We start from the raw sequence: 19,633 nt of genomic DNA, 5'->3' as shown, positions 1-19,633 counted from the left end.
ATGGAAAAACCGTGATGAAAGCCTCAAATAAAGGTTAAGAGAAGGTTAGCGATTACGCAAACGTTTAGGAGAGAAATTATTGATAATTTTACTTATTGTGTTGATTGATATTAGTGATGGCAACAATAGATAAAACAAAGTTGAAGGAAGGTAAACAATAACATAATATTGAAAATGAGAATTATTATTAATTAAGTTTGATTTATGCCAATTGCTATTAGTCTTATTTTTTCGTTTGCTCTTATCATGCGGACAAAACCGAATTCACTGGGAATTGGGGTTCATATCCTAACTCACATACTACTGTTGATTTTTATCCCTTCTTCCTATGTTATTCAGTATCTTATCGTGATGTTCTTTACTTCTCCTTTGCTTATTAGGTTGGCAAAGCGTTCGTCTACATACGATGTTTTGTTTGCCTTTCTACCCTTACTAATTGGCACTGGTGGCTTGATTCTCAATTCTTAGGTTGTTCAACTTTTCTTCTCACTGGATTGAAACTAACCTTTGCTTAATAAGCCTTTTGTTTCATAAAATTAATAGATAATTTACATCTACATGTGTCGCATATTTGTGACTTGGTGAGGTTTTCATTTCATGTTGCTAACGAAAGAACAAAATTTGATTGTTTATTGACTCAATAGTTAGTTAAATCAGTCTGGTGAGATAATGTGAATCACATTTCTGTAAACTAAAGTAATTTATAAAGGTCTAACGAAGTGCGTTAGCCATTAGCGGGGGTCAGATGAGTACACAAGCTGTGCCGCAAGAAGTTGTAGTAGATGCTGTCAAAGGGGATGTTTACGCGCTAAGCCTTGAGGGGAAGGTGAGAGCGATAAACGTTGGCGATGTATTAGTTCCGGGTGATGTTATCATCACTGAAAACGGCGCTTCCATTGAAGTGATCGCGGAAGGCTCACTCTATCTCGTGGATGAGAATTGTGTAGCCTGCATACCAGCACCATCTTTAGAGCAACAACCGACAGACGCGGTTGTTCAAGCGCCCGTTGATGGCCAAATCAATGTCGATCCAACAGCGGCGGCTGACGCCGAATTTGGGGCTGAGGATGTTGCCGCGATTCAGCAAGCCATTTTAGAAGGCGCTGACCCTACGGCTATCCTTGAAGCCACAGCCGCGGGTCCGGCTACTGGCGGCGGTGGCTCTGGGTCTGCAAACGCAGGCTTTGTTACTGTTGAATACAATAACCCTGAAGTATTGGCCTCAACGTTTTTTGAAACCTCAGCTCCGACTGGTAACACGGATACTGAAGATGATCCTGACGGCTTAAATGTCACTGTTTTTGCCGATGGTGGCCAATCTCTTTCTTCTCAAGTAGTAGAAGGCTCCATTTCTCTATCAAGCTACCCGCAAACCATTTCTTCCACTGTGCAGGTTGAAGCTGGTGATCTCGCACTTGATACTGCTTCATTTGTACCTGAGACGTCCTCATTAGAGTCTCTGTTAACTGAGCTTAACAGTGAAATTACTTCTGGTAGTCAGCCAGTAGCGTTCGTTTATGACGAAGCGCAAAATGCCATTATTGGCACCCAAGAAGGTAACGAAGTACTTCGTATCGAGATCGAAGCGACATCTTTAGGTCGTGATTTAGAGTTAGAGGTCGTTACCACGATTAGCCAGGGTATTGACCATGTCGCGTCTGTTGCTGATGGCCAAGTATCTATCGTCGGTGATCAAATCAATATCGCTTTTGATATTACAGGCGCAGATATTGGTGGTAACAGCATTCAAGCGCCTATTGATTTTACGACAACCGTTATTGATGGCGATGATCCCGCGCCGCAAAACGTTACTTTTGAAAACGTTGAATCTTCCTCTACACCAATCACTGGCACCTTTGTTGATATTGGTAGTGATCAATTAGCAACGGTCACGTTTAATCAAGAAGGACTTAGTCAGTTCGATGGCCTACTGAGTGATAATCAGGCGACAGAAGCGGTACTCTCTGAAGACGGCAGTACTATCATCTTGTCCATTGCTGGCTCGAGTGAAACCGTCTTAACCATCAGTCTGAACACCGATGGTACCTACCAATTTGAGCAATTTAAGCCGTTAGAACAAACAAATGGTGAAGATACGATTGAGCTCTCTTTACCAACCACAATCGTCGACTTTGACCAAGATACGGCAAGCAACACCTTTACGATGACCATCCTTGATGGCGATAACCCAGTGATTGAAAACGTGACGGGATTGTCTTTAGACGAGGCGGGGGTTGACCAAGGTTCACAGGAAGGCGCGGTAGTAACAAGTGGCACTGGGTCGATCACGACAGCGGTCGGTAGTGACATCATTGATCACTATGAGTTGGAACCTACAGAGTTTAATGTTGGTGGAGAACTCCAATCTCAAGGGCAGGTTGTTCAACTAGAACTAGCGTCCGAGAGTAACGGCGTACGTACTTACGAAGGCTTCATTGAGCTGGATGGTGTGCGTATTACCGTATTTGATGTGGCGATTGATGCACCTGCATTGGGCGAATACCAATTCAACTTGTATGAACAACTTGACCATACGGGTGCTAACGATGACTCGCTTACTTTCTCACTGCCAGTTTACGCGGTAGATGCGGATGGTGACCGTTCCTCGATTACCGACGGTTCGAACACACCAGAAGCAGCGCAAATTGTCATTCAAGTTCAAGATGACGTTCCTTCGATTGATGGCGTTGAGGCACTAGCCGTCGATGAAGACGATTTATCAAGCATCGGCTCCGATCAAAGCGACTCTGTGCTCGCGCAAGGCAACTTCACGACGACTCAGGGCTCAGACCGTGTTGTAAGTTATCAATTAGAAAGCGGCACTGATCCACTCAATGGGTTGGAATCTCAGGGTCGATCTATCTCTCTGACGGAAACAACCAACTCAGATGGCAGCTTTACCTATTCTGCAACGGCAGAAGGGGACGCTATCTTCACCTTACAAGTGAACCCTGACGGTTCTTATTCATTTACCCTTGAAGGTCCAATCGATCATGCTGTGGGTAGTGATAGCTTAACTCTAGACTTCACTATTGTCGCAACGGACTTTGACGGTGACACCAGCTCACTTGTTCTACCAGTTACCATTGCTGATGATGTGCCAACCATTAATGACGTTGTTGCTCTTACCGTCGATGAAGATGACTTAAGTTCGCTAGGCTCTGACCAATCACAGCCAATGTTGGTTGAAGGTCAGTTCACGACAACTCAGGGCTCTGATGGCGTCGTACAGTATCAGTTGGATGTAAATGCTGATCCTTTAAATGGCCTGCAATCTCAAGGGCAAACCGTCTCCATTGCCGAAACGCAAAATGCAGACGGCAGTTACACCTACAGCGCAACGGCAAATGGTAGTGCAGTCTTCACATTGATCTTGAATACCGACGGCTCGTACAGTTTTGAGCTGCAAGGTCCAATCGACCATGCGCCAAATAGCGACAGCTTAACCCTTGATTTTAGCGTTATTGCTACCGATTTCGATGGTGACACAAGCCAAATCGTATTGCCTGTTACCATCGTGGATGATAAGCCAACCATTACCGATGTTGATGCAATTACCGTTGATGAAGATGATTTAGGCACGATTGGTTCAGATCAGACTGACCCGATTTCAATCGATGGCAACTTCACCACCACACAAGGCTCTGACCGAGTAGTGAGCTATCAGCTTGACGCGTCTGCAACACCAGTTGACGGCCTTACATCACAAGGCGTGGCCGTCACACTGACGGAAACTGCAAATGGCGATGGCAGCTTTACCTACCAAGCAACAGCAGGCACTGAGTCGGTCTTTACACTGACAGTGAACACTGATGGCTCTTACAACTTCACGCTAGAAGGGCCAATTGATCATGCTGTTGATAGCGACGAGTTAACGCTCAACTTCCCAATCATCGCGACCGACTTTGATGGTGACACCACTAACGCCACTATCCCAGTGACGATCGTGGACGATAAGCCAGTTATTACTGACGTAGATGCAATCACGGTTGATGAAGATGATCTAGCGTCAATCGGTTCAGACCAAAGCAATCCAATTTCTATTGATGGTAACTTCACCACCACACAAGGTTCAGACCGAGTGGTGAGCTACCAACTCGATGGCACATCAACACCAGTTGACGGTTTAACATCGCAAGGCGTGGCTGTCACATTAACTGAAACTGCAAACGGTGATGGCAGCTTCACCTACGAAGCAACAGCGGGCTCTGAAGCGGTCTTTACGCTAACAGTGAATACTGACGGCTCTTATAACTTCACGCTAGAAGGGCCAATTGATCACGCGGTGGATAGTGACGAGCTGATACTGAACTTCCCAATTATCGCAACCGACTTTGATGGCGACACCGTCACAGAAACGATTCCAGTCACAATTGTTGATGATGTACCGACCATCACAGCGGTGGATGCGTTAAGTGTCGATGAAGATGACCTTAGCGGCGTGGGTTCAGACCCAGGCGGCGATCTGTTCGTTGAAGGTGCGTTTACCACTACTCAAGGCTCTGACCGAGTGGTGAGCTATCAACTGGATTCAACCGCTGATCCTGTTGCGGGGCTGACCTCTCAAGGTGAGGCGATTAACTTGGTGGAAACCGCGAATGGCGACGGCAGCTTTACCTATGTGGCGACCGCGGACGGCAATCCTGTCTTCACGTTAAACGTAGCAACAGATGGTACGTACGACTTTACACTGCAAGGCCCGATTGACCATGCCGCTAACAGTGACAGTCTGACGATTGATTTCCCAATTATTGCCACCGATTTTGATGGTGATACGACTTCGGCAACCATTCCAGTCACGATTACGGATGATGCGCCGATCATCGATAATGTCGTGCCTCTGGCTGTGGATGAAGACGACCTCGCATCTATCGGCTCAGACCAAACTGACGCTGAGTTTGTTGAAGGCGCGTTTACGACCACCCAAGGTTCAGACCGTGTGGTGAGCTACCAACTCAATTCAGCTTCTGACCCTGTCGCAGGTTTAACTTCTCAAGGTGAGCCAGTTACTCTGGCAGAGACTGCGAATGCCGATGGCAGCTTTACTTACGTGGCTACCGCGGATGGAAATCCTGTCTTCACCATGAACGTGAATGCAGACGGCACATACAACTTCCGTCTAGAAGGTCCGGTGGATCATGCGTTAAACAGCGATGAATTAGTTCTGAACTTCCCAATCATTGCAACAGACTTTGATGGCGATACGACGACCGCGACCATTCCAGTCACGATTACTGATGACGTTCCAACCATCGATAATGTTGTCCCACTGACGGTAGACGAAGATGATCTTGCCTCAATTGGCTCAGATCAAAACGATGATGCGTTCATGTCGGGTTCTTTCAGCACAACTGAAGGCTCGGACAGCGTTGTTAAATACCAGCTTGATGCAACAGCAGATCCAGTAGCAGGGGTAACCTCTCATGGTGAGCCTGTCGTACTTGCTGAGACAACAAATGGTGATGGCAGCTTTACTTACACTGCCACAGCAGATGGCAATGCCGTATTTGAATTGGTGGTGAAGCCAGACGGCAGCTACACCTTTACTCTGCAAGGTCCACTAGACCATGCGGTGAATAGCGATAGCCTGCAAATCGATTTCCCGATTATTGCAACAGATTTTGATGGCGATACGTCGACAGAAACACTACCTGTCACCATCGTTGATGATAAACCAACCATCACTGACGTAGACGCAATCCGCGTGGATGAAGATGACTTAGCGACGATTGGCTCCGACGGCTCAGATCCAATTTCAATCGATGGCAACTTCACTACAACGCAAGGCTCTGATGGGGTGGTGAGTTACCAATTGGATGCTTCTGCAACGCCAGTTGATGGCCTAACATCGCAAGGTGTGGCAGTGGCGCTGACGGAAACTGCAAACGGCGACGGTAGCTTCACTTATGAAGCAACTGCGGGAACCGATGCTGTCTTCACGCTGACCGTGAATACGGATGGTTCATACAACTTCACGCTGCAAGGTCCAATCGACCATGCGGTAGACAGTGATGAACTGACACTGAACTTCCCAATCATCGCAACGGATTTTGATGGTGATACCACCACAGAAACGATCCCAGTCACCATCGTGGACGATAAGCCAACTATTACCGATGTTGATGCGATTACCGTTGATGAGGATGATTTAGGTACGATTGGCTCAGACCAAACTGACCCGATTTCAATCGATGGCAACTTCACCACCACACAAGGCTCGGACCGAGTGGTGAGCTATCAGCTTGACGCGTCTGCAACACCAGTAGCTGGACTCACATCACAAGGCGTGGCAGTCACGCTGACTGAAACCGCAAACGGCGATGGCAGCTTTACCTATCAAGCAACAGCAGGCACCGAGTCGGTCTTTACACTGACAGTGAACACTGATGGCTCTTATAACTTCACGCTTGAAGGCCCAATCGATCATGCTGTTGATAGTGATGAGTTAACGCTCAACTTCCCAATCATCGCGACCGACTTTGATGGTGACACCACAAATGCCACTATCCCGGTCACCATCGTGGACGATAAGCCAGTTATTACTGACGTAGATGCCATTACGGTTGATGAAGATGACCTAGCGTCAATTGGCTCAGACCAAAGTAATCCAATTTCTATTGATGGTAACTTCACCACCACACAAGGTTCAGACCGAGTGGTGAGTTACCAACTCGATGGCACATCAACACCAGTTGACGGTTTAACCTCGCAAGGTGTAGCGGTCACGCTAGCAGAAACCGCAAATGGTGATGGTAGTTTCACTTATGAAGCGACTGCGGGTGGCAACCCTGTATTTACTTTGACTGTGAATACTGATGGCTCTTATAACTTCACGCTAGAAGGGGCAATTGATCACGCGGTTGATAGTGACGAGTTGACACTTAACTTCCCAATTATCGCAACCGACTTTGATGGCGACACCGTCACTGAAACCATTCCAGTCACAATTGTTGATGATGTACCGACCATCACAGCGGTGGATGCGTTGAGTGTCGATGAAGATGACCTTAGCGGTGTGGGTTCCGACCCTGGCGGCGATCTGTTCGTTGAAGGTGCGTTTACCACCACTCAAGGCTCTGACCGAGTGGTGAGCTATCAACTGGATTCAACCGCTGATCCTGTTGCGGGGCTGACCTCTCAAGGTGAGGCGATTATCTTGGTGGAAACCGCCAACGGTGATGGCAGCTTTACTTATGTGGCGGCCGCAGACGGCAATCCGGTATTCACGTTAAACGTAGCAACAGATGGCACTTACGATTTTACGCTGCAAGGCCCGATTGACCATGTAGCTAACAGTGACAGCCTGACGATTGATTTCCCAATTATTGCCACCGATTTTGATGGTGATACGACTTCGGCAACCATTCCAGTCACGATCACGGATGATGCACCAATTATCGATAATGTTGTGCCTCTGACTGTGGATGAAGACGACCTCGCATCTATCGGCTCAGACCAAACTGACGCTGTGTTTGTTGAAGGCGCGTTCACGACTACTCAAGGTTCAGACCGAGTGGTGAGCTACCAACTTGATTCAACGGCTGATCCTGTTTCAGGTTTAACTTCTCAAGGTGAGCCTGTTACTTTGGTAGAGACTGCGAATGTCGATGGCAGCTTCACTTACGTGGCTACCGCGGATGGCAATCCGGTCTTCACCATGAATGTGAATGCTGATGGCACATATGACTTCCGTCTGGAAGGGCCAATCGATCACGCGTTAAACAGCGATGAGCTAGTACTGAACTTCCCAATCATTGCAACAGACTTTGATGGCGATACGACGACCGCGACCATTCCAGTCACGATTACTGATGACGTTCCAACCATTAATAACGTTGTTCCACTGACAGTAGACGAAGATGATCTCGCTACAATTGGCTCAGACCAAAACGATGATGCGTTTATGTCGGGCTCTTTCACCACAACGGAAGGCTCAGACAGCGTTGTTAAATACCAGCTTGATGCAACAGCAGATCCAGTATCAGGGTTAACCTCTCATGGTGATCCTGTCGTGCTTGCTGAGACGGCAAATGGTGATGGTAGCTTTACTTACACTGCCACAGCAGATGGCAATGCCGTATTTGAATTGGTGGTGAAGCCAGATGGCAGCTACACCTTTACTCTGCAGGGCCCACTAGACCATGCGGTGAATAGCGACAGTCTGCAAATCGACTTCCCGATTATCGCAACAGACTTTGATGGCGACACCTCATCGAAGACGTTACCTGTCACCATCGTTGATGATAAACCAACCATCACTGACGTAGATGCCATCACGGTTGATGAAGATGACTTAGCGACGATTGGCTCCGACGGCTCAGATCCAATTTCCATTGATGGCAACTTCACTACAACGCAAGACTCTGATGGGGTAGTGAGTTACCAATTGGATGCTTCTGCAACGCCAGTTGATGGTCTAACATCACAAGGTGTGGCAGTGACGTTGACGGAAACCGCAAACGGCGACGGTAGCTACACCTATGAAGCCACTGCGGGAACCGATGCTGTCTTTACGCTAACAGTAAACACGGATGGCTCATACAACTTCACCCTTCAAGGTCCAATCGACCATGCGACAGACAGTGATGAACTGACACTGAACTTCCCAATCATCGCAACGGATTTTGATGGTGATACCACCACAGAAACGATCCCAGTCACCATCGTGGATGATAAGCCAACTATTACCGAAGTCGATGCGATTACCGTTGATGAAGATGACTTAAGTACGATTGGCTCAGATCAGACTGGCCCGATTTCAATCGATGGCAACTTCACCACCACACAAGGCTCGGACCGAGTGGTGAGCTATCAGCTTGACGCGTCTGCAACACCAGTGGCTGGCCTTACATCACAAGGCGTGGCCGTCACACTGACGGAAACCGCAAATGGCGATGGTAGCTTTACTTACGAGGCGACAGCGGGCTCTGAAGCGGTCTTTACGTTGACAGTGAATACCGATGGCTCTTACAACTTCACGCTTGAAGGTCCAATCGACCATGCTGTTGATAGCGATGAGTTAACGCTGAACTTCCCAATCATCGCGACAGACTTTGATGGCGATACCTCTGCTGAGACAATTCCTGTCAAGATCGTTGATGACAAACCGACACTTGGTGGCATCGAAGCAACAAGTGTGCAAACGGTTGATGAGGATGATATCCCAACAGTCGGTTCTGATGGTACACAGTCGAATAGCATTGCCGGTAACTTCATCGCGACTGATGGTTCTGATGGCATTGTGGAGTACGTCGTTTCTGACCTAACGACGCCAGTACAAGGCCTGACCTCTGGTGGTCAATCTCTGGTTGTGGTTGAAGTATCAAACGCTGGTGGCGTTTCAGTTTACGAAGCTCGTATTGATGGCACGACGACACCAGTATTCCGTGTGACCCTTGATGCTTCTGATGATAGCTACACGTTCGATTTGCTTGCTCCTCTCGATCATCCAAATGCTGATGGCCAAAATGAACTAATCATCAATTTGCCGATAAACGCGACGGACTTTGATGGAGACGTGTCGAATAACATCACCTTACCAATTACGGTTGTGGATGATGTTCCGACCATTGATGGTTTACTAGCAGGCAGCGAACAAACCGTTGATGAAGATGACCTACCAGCAGGTACAGATGCTGCAAGTGCAGAAGATACTGTTATTTCAGGTACTTTTGATGTCACCGAAGGTGCTGACCAAGTTGCTTCTATTCAGCTGAGTGACCTGACCACGCCTGTTGCGTCACTGACTTCAGATGGTGACGCTATCACCTTAGTTCTGTCTTCTAGCGCAAACGGCGTGAACGTATACCAAGGTGTCGCTGGCAATCCTGCTGAAGTGGTGTTCGAACTGACGTTGGATGCAACGAACAACACCTACGAGTTCGATTTACAGAAGCCGCTTGATCATCCAGATGGTAATCAGCAAAACGAGATTGTTATTAACCTCCCTGTGACGGCGACAGATAATGATGGTGATACTTCACCAGCCTTCACATTGCCAATTACCGTTGTGGACGATGTTCCAGTTGTTACCAATATTGAAAGTCTACGTGTCGACGAAGATGATTTACCTCTTGGCTCTGATGTCACGAAAGAGCCATTAACGGTATCAGGTGAGTTCGAAGTTACTAGCGCAGATGGTATTGATGCTTTCGAATTGGATCTAAGCTCAAATCCTGTCCCGAATCTGAAATCGGGTGGAGAAGAGGTAACAGTTTCTCAAGACGTTGGTGCTTCAACTGCTGACGCGCTTGTTTACGTAGGACAAACTCCGAGTGGAGTGACGGTCTTCACGTTGACACTTCATCAAGGTGGTAAATACGACTTTGAGTTATCTGGTCAGTTAGATCATGCGGTTAACTCTGATGAGATTTTGCTGAATCTACCTGTGAAGATCACGGATGGCGACAACGATACCATCACTGCGACCTTGCCAGTGACGATCGTAGATGACAAGCCAACCATTGATGCTATTAGCTCTGGTAGTACCTTGTCTGTGGATGAAGATGATATTCCAAGTCAAGGTTCGGACGATACGCCAGAATCCAATATCATTGGCGGCAACTTTGACGTTACGGATGGTGCCGATTCTATCGTTAGCTTCCAGTTGGATAGCTTGACGTCACCTGTATCTGGACTTACCTCAGGTGGTCAACCGCTTGAGTTGGTTGAGTTCTCAAATTCAAACGGTGTGATTGAGTACCGAGCTTATGTACAAGGTACGACGGATACCGTCTTTAAACTGACGCTAAATGGTTCAGCGGACAGCTATGAATTTGAACTGTTGGGTGCACTTGATCATCCTGCGGGTAACGATGAAAACTCGTTAGTCATCAACTTCCCAGTCAACGCGACCGATTTTGATGGCGATGTGTCCAATAATATCACCTTGCCGATCACCGTGGTGGACGATGTTCCAGCGATTGTGAAAGTGACAGACTCTAGCCAACAAACCGTTGATGAAGATGACCTTGCTGGTGGCTCTGACACGACGAGTGGCGATTCAACGGTATTAACTGGTGGATTTGAAGTCGTTGATGGGGCGGATGAGATTGCTAGCTACCAAGTTTCTGACCTTAATTCTGTTGTGTCAGGGTTAACTTCCAACGGTCAAAACATTGAACTTAACTTGGTGAGTACTGTTGGTGGCGTAACCAGTTACGAAGCGGTCATCACTGGCACATCAACTAAGATCTTCACGTTGTCTCTTGATGCGAATAACGACAGTTACCAATTTGAACTGTTGGGACCGATCGACCATGATGCTGTTCAAGGTGAAAACAACCTTGTCATTGATATCCCAATTACAGTGACAGATTTTGATGGTGATACGTCATCATCACTGAACCTTCCAATCACCATTGTTGATGACATTCCTGAAATCATATCAGCTGACGCGCTTTCATTGGACGAGGATGACTTAGTTGACGGCTCGCAGCTGACCAATAAAGACAGCCTAGAAGCAACAGGTAATTTCGATACGGTGGAAGGGGCAGATACCGTTGTCTCGTACCAACTGGATCTGACTTCAAACCCTATTCCAGGAGTCACTTCCGGTGGGTTATCGGTGACACTTGTTCAAACTGCAGTAAGCAACAACAACTACACCTATCAAGGGCAGACTCCGGATGGAAACTCAGTATTCACCGTAGAACTGAATGCTGATGGCTCTTACAAATTTACCTTGGAAGGGATATTAGATCATTCTGTACAAGGTGAGGATGAGCTAACCCTCGACCTTCCTATATTTACTACAGATGTTGATGGTGACACGGCTGGAATCACCCTGCCTGTTTCTATTACTGATGACGTTCCAACCATTTATGATGCATCAATCTCGCGCGTAGAAGGCCAGGGTGGTCAAACAGTACAACTGTTTACAGACCCGGTTGAAGGGGACCTAAATTACGGTGCTGATGGTGCAGAGATTACCTCATTTACCGCAGATAACTCAGGAATTTACTTCAAGCAAAACGGCGTAGACTCCGACACCATAGACCTAAATGGCAGTGATCAAACCGTCTTTGTCCATAAAGTCCTTGATGGCGTTGATACAGAAATTGGTCGCTTAGTCGTGCGTACGGATGGACGAGTGACTTTCCGTCCGAATGACGATATTGATCATACAGAAACAGACTCCATTGATTTCACTATTAACGTTGTCGCGACCGATGGCGACGGCGATACCAGCGACGCGGATGTCGATATTTCGGTCACGGACCGAAACGCTCAGATCGATACGTCTACGGTTCTCGCTTTTGAAGACCAAGGGCGAGGTGGTCTGGTTGCAGGTATTGATTCTGCAAACACTCAAGACAATTTATCAGCGTTGGATATCACCCCAGCGAAAGTCGACTTAGTTATTAATCTGCATGATATCGATCGAACAGAAAGTCTGGGTGATATTACGATCCGAGACGCAAGCACTCATAACGGTACTTTCTACTACAAAGACGGTAGCGGTAACTATATTGAATTAACGCCTGTGGGTAACACCGTCGTTCTTGATGCATCAAATGTAGAACAGTCCTTCAGTGGTGAGTTTGTCACCTTAGAAAACTTGTACTTTGTGCCGGACCGTCATTCATCAACGGATGCTTCAGGTATCAATCCTCGTATCCGTGTTGAAATTCTTAATAATGGCACGCCAGACCACACAATCAACGGTCGCTTGGATATCGAAGTGGATGCGGTCGCTGATATCGCGACATGGAATGCAAGCAGTATCTTCGATTATACCGTTGACGAAGATGGCAACAATGTTCAATTGGATATCGAAGCGAACACGCAAGACATCAGTAACCCAGAGGCTATTGTTTATGAGCTCGTCTTTACCGAGGGCGGAGCCAACGCGACGCTTGTCTACTCTGACGGTACCCCAATTCCAGAGGTCGGCGGTAAATACCTAGTAGATGCGAGCAGAATTGATGAGGTCGAAGTGGATCCATCGGAGCACTTCTCTGGTCAGATTAAGCTTGATGTGACGGCGATTACTACTGAGAGCACAAACCCACTCACGGGCAAAGAAACGGCGCGCTCTGAGACCGAAGAAATTGTGATTGACGTTAGCCCAGTGGCTGACCAAGCCGATTTTGTGGTGAATCGCATCAACATCTTTGAGGATAATGCGCGCACTCAAGATACCGTAGACCCTGTGGTAGACCATGATCCACTTCAGTTGAGCGAAGTCATTACGATGACGCCATCTGTTGATATCGATGGTTCGGAAGAGTTGTTTGTTCGTATTTCAAACTTCTCTGAAAATGGCGTGACATTGGTGTGGTTGGACAATGCTAGCCCAAGCCAGATCAACACGGTTACGGATGGCGGTGGTAACGTATTGTACTACGAAATCCCAGAAGCTAACTTGGCTGACGTGGAAGTGTTACCTCCTCTGCATAGCAATAATGACTTTACCTTTGATGTTGAAGGGATAGTAAAAGATAACGCGTCATTGTCGTCTGGTTCTGCTCAGAATATCCTCTCGTTGGGCACACAAACCGTGAATGTCGCAGTAAAAGGTGTCGCTGATATTCCAGATGTTGTATTGATCAATCAAAGTAACAATAGTTGGTCCATATTTGATGATGGTACGACGTCAGGCATTGAGACGACGATTCCTGAAGATGGCGTCGCATTACTGAACTTCTCTGTTGTATCAGGTGAAGTGAAGGACAAGCCTCTGGATACCTCTGAGTCCCTTACTGTCGTGCTTTCAAATATTCCAGATGGTGTTCAGCTGGTTGATTCTGACGGTGGTAGTGTTGACCTAACTTATGTTGGTACTGACATCAATGGCAAACCAATTTATGAAGCTAACATTACTGGTTTGAACTTCAATTCAGGGATCCAAATTATCCCCGAAAGTTCATCAACTGAGAACATCCACATTACTGGTAGCATCATCGTGACGGAAGATGATGGACATACTCGCATTGTCGAGCGGGAGATTCGTGTAAAAGTTGAACCTGTAATCGATGCACAAGATAACTATGTTGTGAGCTCTGAGGGCAACGAAGATACCCGTATCAATATTGATTGGGAGCCAACGTTGACTCAAAGTCCTGATGCCGACGAGTTTTACGCGGAATTGACTATTAGCGGCTTCCCTGCTGGAAGTACTGTCTACGTGGACGGTGTTGCTCAAACGGTAACAGGCGGTAGTATCACGCTGACCCCAGCGGCTAACGAGTCAGAGCAAGATTTCTCTGCACGAGTGACTCAAGATGGCTACATCCAAGTTCAACTCGAGCAAGATTCGAGTACTGATTTTAGCTTGAGTACCCAAGTGACGGTGAAAGAAATTGACGCTGAATATGTCGATGCGAGTAATCCGGGTGAAGGCATTGCTTCAGCTGTTATTAACGGTACGGTAAACGTGACTGTTAACCCAATTGTTGAAGCAGAAGATTTAACAGGGCTGGTTGCCGATCAAACTCGTCTTCTCGTTGAAGATGCCGGAGGTACAACGACCGATGTCGTGAGCTCAGATGCGCTAGGTCATATAGACTTTACTATTAATACATCCGCTGGTGGCCAAACGGGTGCCAACATCATCAAATATCAAGAATTTGATAACTCGTCCGATGAAGTTGTAACGCAACTAGTTGTGCAGTTCAGCAATACCGACCCTGAAATTCTTGATCAATTAATCATTGTTGGTGCCTCTAATGAAGGTGGTGGCCGTTGGACGATCACTGATGAAGAGAACTTCTCGATTATTGCGCCAGCGGGGTTGGACCTAACACCAAACGATGATTCTGATGATGCGGACAATGGTGGTATTTCATCGATTGGTTTGACGATTTTTGCTCAAGTCAATGACTTAGGTGAAGATGCGGTAGAGAAAGACGCGACCGTTATTCGTCAAACCGATATTACTCTAGAGTTCCCGACTGATATCGCACCACAAACGAGTGTGGCGGCTGAGATTGATTTAGACAATACCGTCCAGATTGATGCCAATGAAGACAATTTAATTGATTTTGGCTCGCAGCTTGCGTCGAAACTTACCACGATTAACAGCGATGGTGTCGAAGACGTTCTTACGGTTGTGATTGACCCTTCTGCTCCTGGGGCTCCTCCTGGTTTGGTGGTTGTGGGCACAGACGTTGACTTTGTCGATGGTAAATACGTTTTCCAAGCTGGTATTGATGCGAGTGGCAATATTACGGGCTTAGACAGTCTCACCTTACGTGTTGGTGAAGACTGGGCAGGCGACTTTGAGCTACCGGTTATCTTTGTGACTACCGATACATTGTCAGGTGATGAGAAGAGCGCACTTGAATCTATCCCGGTACAAGTATTGCCGATTGCGGACGTGCCGAGTTCTTCTGGTGATCAACCGCTTGATACTGATGTGACGCCAGATATCACATTGGATATAACTGGTACGCTCGGCCTAGATGCTGACAAGCAACCAGTGAATGACCTTAACAATGATGTCCCAACCAACGATGGTATTGGCTACGAAGATGGCTTGATTCAGCTCAACTTGAATGTCGACTTTGCTGACAACCGTAATAACTTGCAAGCGGGCAGAGAGACGCTCACCAACATTAAGCTCACGCTTGATGATACGACATTGGGCGAATTTGTCGATTCCAGTGGTAACTCATTAGGCACAAGTGTTGAGTTCAGTGCTGCTGAGATTGCGGCGGGTGCTTTGGATGAAGTGTTATTCAAGCCGAAAGAGAACTACCCAGTTGGTGGTGGACAAAATACGGTTCAAATTAACATTGAAGGAGAGATCACCGATACCGCTCTCATCAATCAAACGACGCTTGCGAATCCTGGAGATAATGTGGATGTGCGTACATTTACCGATAGCGTATCGTTTGAAATTACGCCTGTTGTGGATGATATTACGATCAGCGGCGCCGATCCTACACAGCCAATTGAGATATCGGGTGATGAAGATACGCTCATATCACTCAGTCAGTCGGGCACTGGTCTCACCATTAGCCTAAATGATAATGACGGCTCTGAAGAATTTGTATCCCTGAAGCTTACGGGCCTACCAACAGATTTTCTTGTGGATTCAAGCTCATCTGATTACACGGTCAAAAATAATGGCGGAGGTGAGTGGAGTATTCAACTTGCCAACCCAGGGCAGACATCTATTGACCTAAGTGACATTGAAATTCAACCACAGAAAAACTTCAGTGGTGAGGTGGATATCGGTATCACGGTATTTACTCAAGAGGAGCTGCTGAAAGTGCCGACTGAGCATACGGGTACTTTCAAGGTCACCATCGATCCAATTGGTGATGATGTTGATGTAAACCCAGATTCTTTGGTGTCAGGGAACGAGGGTGAGGACATTGATATCAACATCAATGCGCTGGTGGTTGATAACAAAGAATCGATTGGTGATGGTGCGAACTATCAAGAAAACGATCCAGAAACGCTACGTGTCGAGATTACAAATGTGCCAGATGGTGCAAGTATTGAGCTTGCAGACGGCACGGCGTTTGTTGACCAAGGCGGTGGTGTATTCGTCCTAGAGATTGACGCCCAAGATCTCGATAAAGTGGTGTTTAACTCGGGCGATCGCAACGATAACTCTTGGAATGGCACGCTAGGGTTTAAAGTTCAGGCTGTTGATACCGGTCTAGATGGAAGTCAAAGTCTAGGTACGCCAAAGGAATTTGATGTCAATGTCGAAGTCGAAGCGGTTAATGACCGTCCAGAGTTTGTTAACACGGTGGATGTGGAAACACCAGAGGATACGCCACTTCTGTTAGATGGTTTTAGTATTACCGATGTTGATGCCGTGTTGGATGATCCGAGTGCTGAGTACGTGCTCGATGTTACCGTCGACAATGGTCTCTTGGCGCTAAATCCAACGCTCGTGACGAACTACAACCTAACCGTGAGTGGCGATGGTACGGACTCTGTTGAGCTTAAAGGCACTGTTGCTGATCTAAACAATGCGATTGCCAACGGGCTGATTGAGTTCAATCCAGACCTGAACTTCTTTGGTGACGTTCAAGTTGACGTGACTATCGATGACCAAGGCAATGAAGGTCTCGTAATTGGTGGCGTGGATGACACACTCAACACCAACAGCAGTAGCTTTACTATTGAAGTGACAGAAGTTAACGATACGCCAGAAACGACGCCTGTCTCCCTAGCAGATATTGCTGAAGACAGTGGCGTGTTCTCTATTTCCGAAGCGGAGTTAATTGCAAACGCTACGGATATTGAAAACGACAACCTCACGGTCAGCAACGTGCAGGTAACGGATCCAAATTCTGGAAGTGTTAGCTTCAACAACGTGACGGGGGAATGGGAGTTTACGCCTGCACCTGACTATAACGGCCCTGTCGAAATCACTTACACCATTACAGATGACGGTACGACAAATGGTGCATCCGATCCTAAATCGGTTAATGGCACGGCTTCATTCAATGTAACGGAAGTGAACGATGCACCAACAACGTCTGAAGTGACACTTTCTGATGTTGCGGAAGACAGTGCGGCGGTTGAGCTTACTCAAGCTGATTTGTTGGCGAATGCCTCTGATATTGAGAACGACACATTGACTGTGAGTAACGTTCAATTGGTCGACCCAAGTAGCGGTACATTGGGTTTCAATAGCGTCTCTGGTACTTGGTCATTTACACCAGCGCCGGGTTACAACGGCACAGTCGAGCTTACGTACGACATTACCGATGACGGCACGACGAATGGCGCATCCGATCCTCAAACGACGCCGGGAACAGCAACCTTCGAAGTCACAGAGGTCAATGATTCTCCTGTCACATCAGAGGTGACGTTAACCAGTACCGAAGAGGATGGCGGGGCTGTAAGTATTACAGCAGCTGAGCTACTAAGTAACGCGAGTGACCCTGAATCAGATAACTTGACCATTAGTAATGTCGCTTTGGCGGATCCTTCGGCTGGTACGTTAACCCAAGTCAATGCGACAGAATGGACGTTTGAACCTGCTGCAGACTTCTTTGGTGACGTTAACTTCACTTACGAAATCACGGATGACGGCACCACTAACGGCGCGCCAGATCCAATCACAATTGCTGGCACAGCCGTATTGAATGTTGAAGCAACCAATGATGCTCCTGAAATTACAGCGACATCGGTGACAGATACGATCAACGAAGCGGATGGTCAGAAGATTACGGGCATTAGCGTGAGTGATATCGATTTTACTGGTGCACAAGCGAATGAGTTGATGACCGTTACCTTGAGTGTGATAGAGGGAGATGTGCGTGTTGAGCCTCCTGTAGGCAGTGGCGTTACGGTTGGAGCGGGTATAGCTGGTGAAGTTATTCTGATGGGTACCCCAGATAACATTAACGCGGTTCTTGGTGCGACTGACGCTTCAGAGGGCGTATTTGTCGATGCGGGAGATGTTGACGCCGCCTCTATCACTTTGTCGGTGAAAGTCGAAGATAATGGAGTGTACTTCGAGAACGCGGCGGGCACGGCGTTGGAAGCGAATCAAGACTTCACCATTAATGTGACGCCTGTGGCTGATGCTCCGACGTTGGGCATTGACCCTCAGTTTAACTACATTAGACAGATTGCTGCGAGCCAAACAGCAAGCGGCCAAGGTCTCGCGATCGTTGGCATCATGGCGGCCTTGACCGACATTGATGAAGTGCTTTCCTTGGAACTCACTGGTGTGCCAGCTAGCGCAGAAGTAACGAGTGGTGTGTCTCCATCAAACATCAACTTTGATGGCACAACGTGGACGGTTCCTAGCGATGAGATAGACACGCTGCAAATCATTGCAACGGATACCAATAACGGTATTGATATCGGTTCTTACGATATTTCTGTTACGGCGATATCTACAGAATCTAATGGTGATGAAGCCCAGTCTGCGCCTGTCCAAATTAGCTTGGATGTCAGCGACGACAGTGACGATATTGATCAGTCAAGTGCGACCGATGACAGCTATCTTGTTGGTGGAGATACCGGCATTAACTTGACTGGCGGTGTGGGCGATGACCTTATCGTCGGTGGAGACGGCGATGATGTGCTTATTGGCGGCTTGGGGTCGGACATCTTAACGGGTGGAGACGGCAGTGATATCTTCAAGTGGACAGTTGATTCAGTGGATGAAGGGGCAGTTGATACTATTACAGATTTTACTGTGAACGAAGACAGTATTGATTTGCGAGAGGTTATCTCTGATCTAAACAACCCGATGATCGATATGGATGATCTGCTTGGCCAAATCACAGCCGATTATGATGCGTCGACAGAAGCTGTGTCCTTAAGCATCACCACGGACGCAAATGTAAGCCAGACGATCGTCGTCGAACATCTGGGCGATTCGATAGACTTCAATGGGCTAACGTCGAATGAAATCGTTGAATCATTGCTGAACAATAATGTTCTAAGTAATGGCTAACGAGAAGCAACAGAGTCGTTAGCTCAAAGAAGGGCAACTAACTCGAAAGCAAAAGCGCGATAGCTCATGGAGTTATCGCGCTTTTTAGTATTCAGTCCTTTTACTATGTATGCAGTCGAGCACACTCTAGCGATACGCTTGATAGCTCAGCGGCACATCTACTAGCAATGATGGTTTAAAATCAACGGAAGAGGGGAGAAACTGGCCGAATGAAGCTAAGAAATGGATAAACTTGGACAAATGACGAGACGT

At 47.2% G+C, this 19,633-nt stretch carries 1 protein-coding gene; it reads left to right on the top strand.

Going from position 1 to position 19,633, the window contains the following annotated elements:
• Positions 1-745 precede the first annotated feature (745 nt).
• Complete coding sequence (locus KIV40_RS05040; protein WP_285348132.1) at positions 746-19,381, top strand: retention module-containing protein; 18,636 nt, start codon at positions 746-748, stop codon at positions 19,379-19,381.
• Positions 19,382-19,633: the final 252 nt, after the last annotated feature.

This window comes from Vibrio sp. D173a (assembly GCF_030248475.1).
Note: the sequence above shows the minus strand (reverse complement) of the source record. Positions and strands in the feature narration are given on the sequence as shown.

Excerpts from the sequence above, each read along its gene's own strand:
- KIV40_RS05040 (WP_285348132.1), top strand. The coding sequence starts at position 746 with ATGAGTACACAAGCTGTGCCGCAAGAAGTTGTAGTAGATGCTGTCAAA.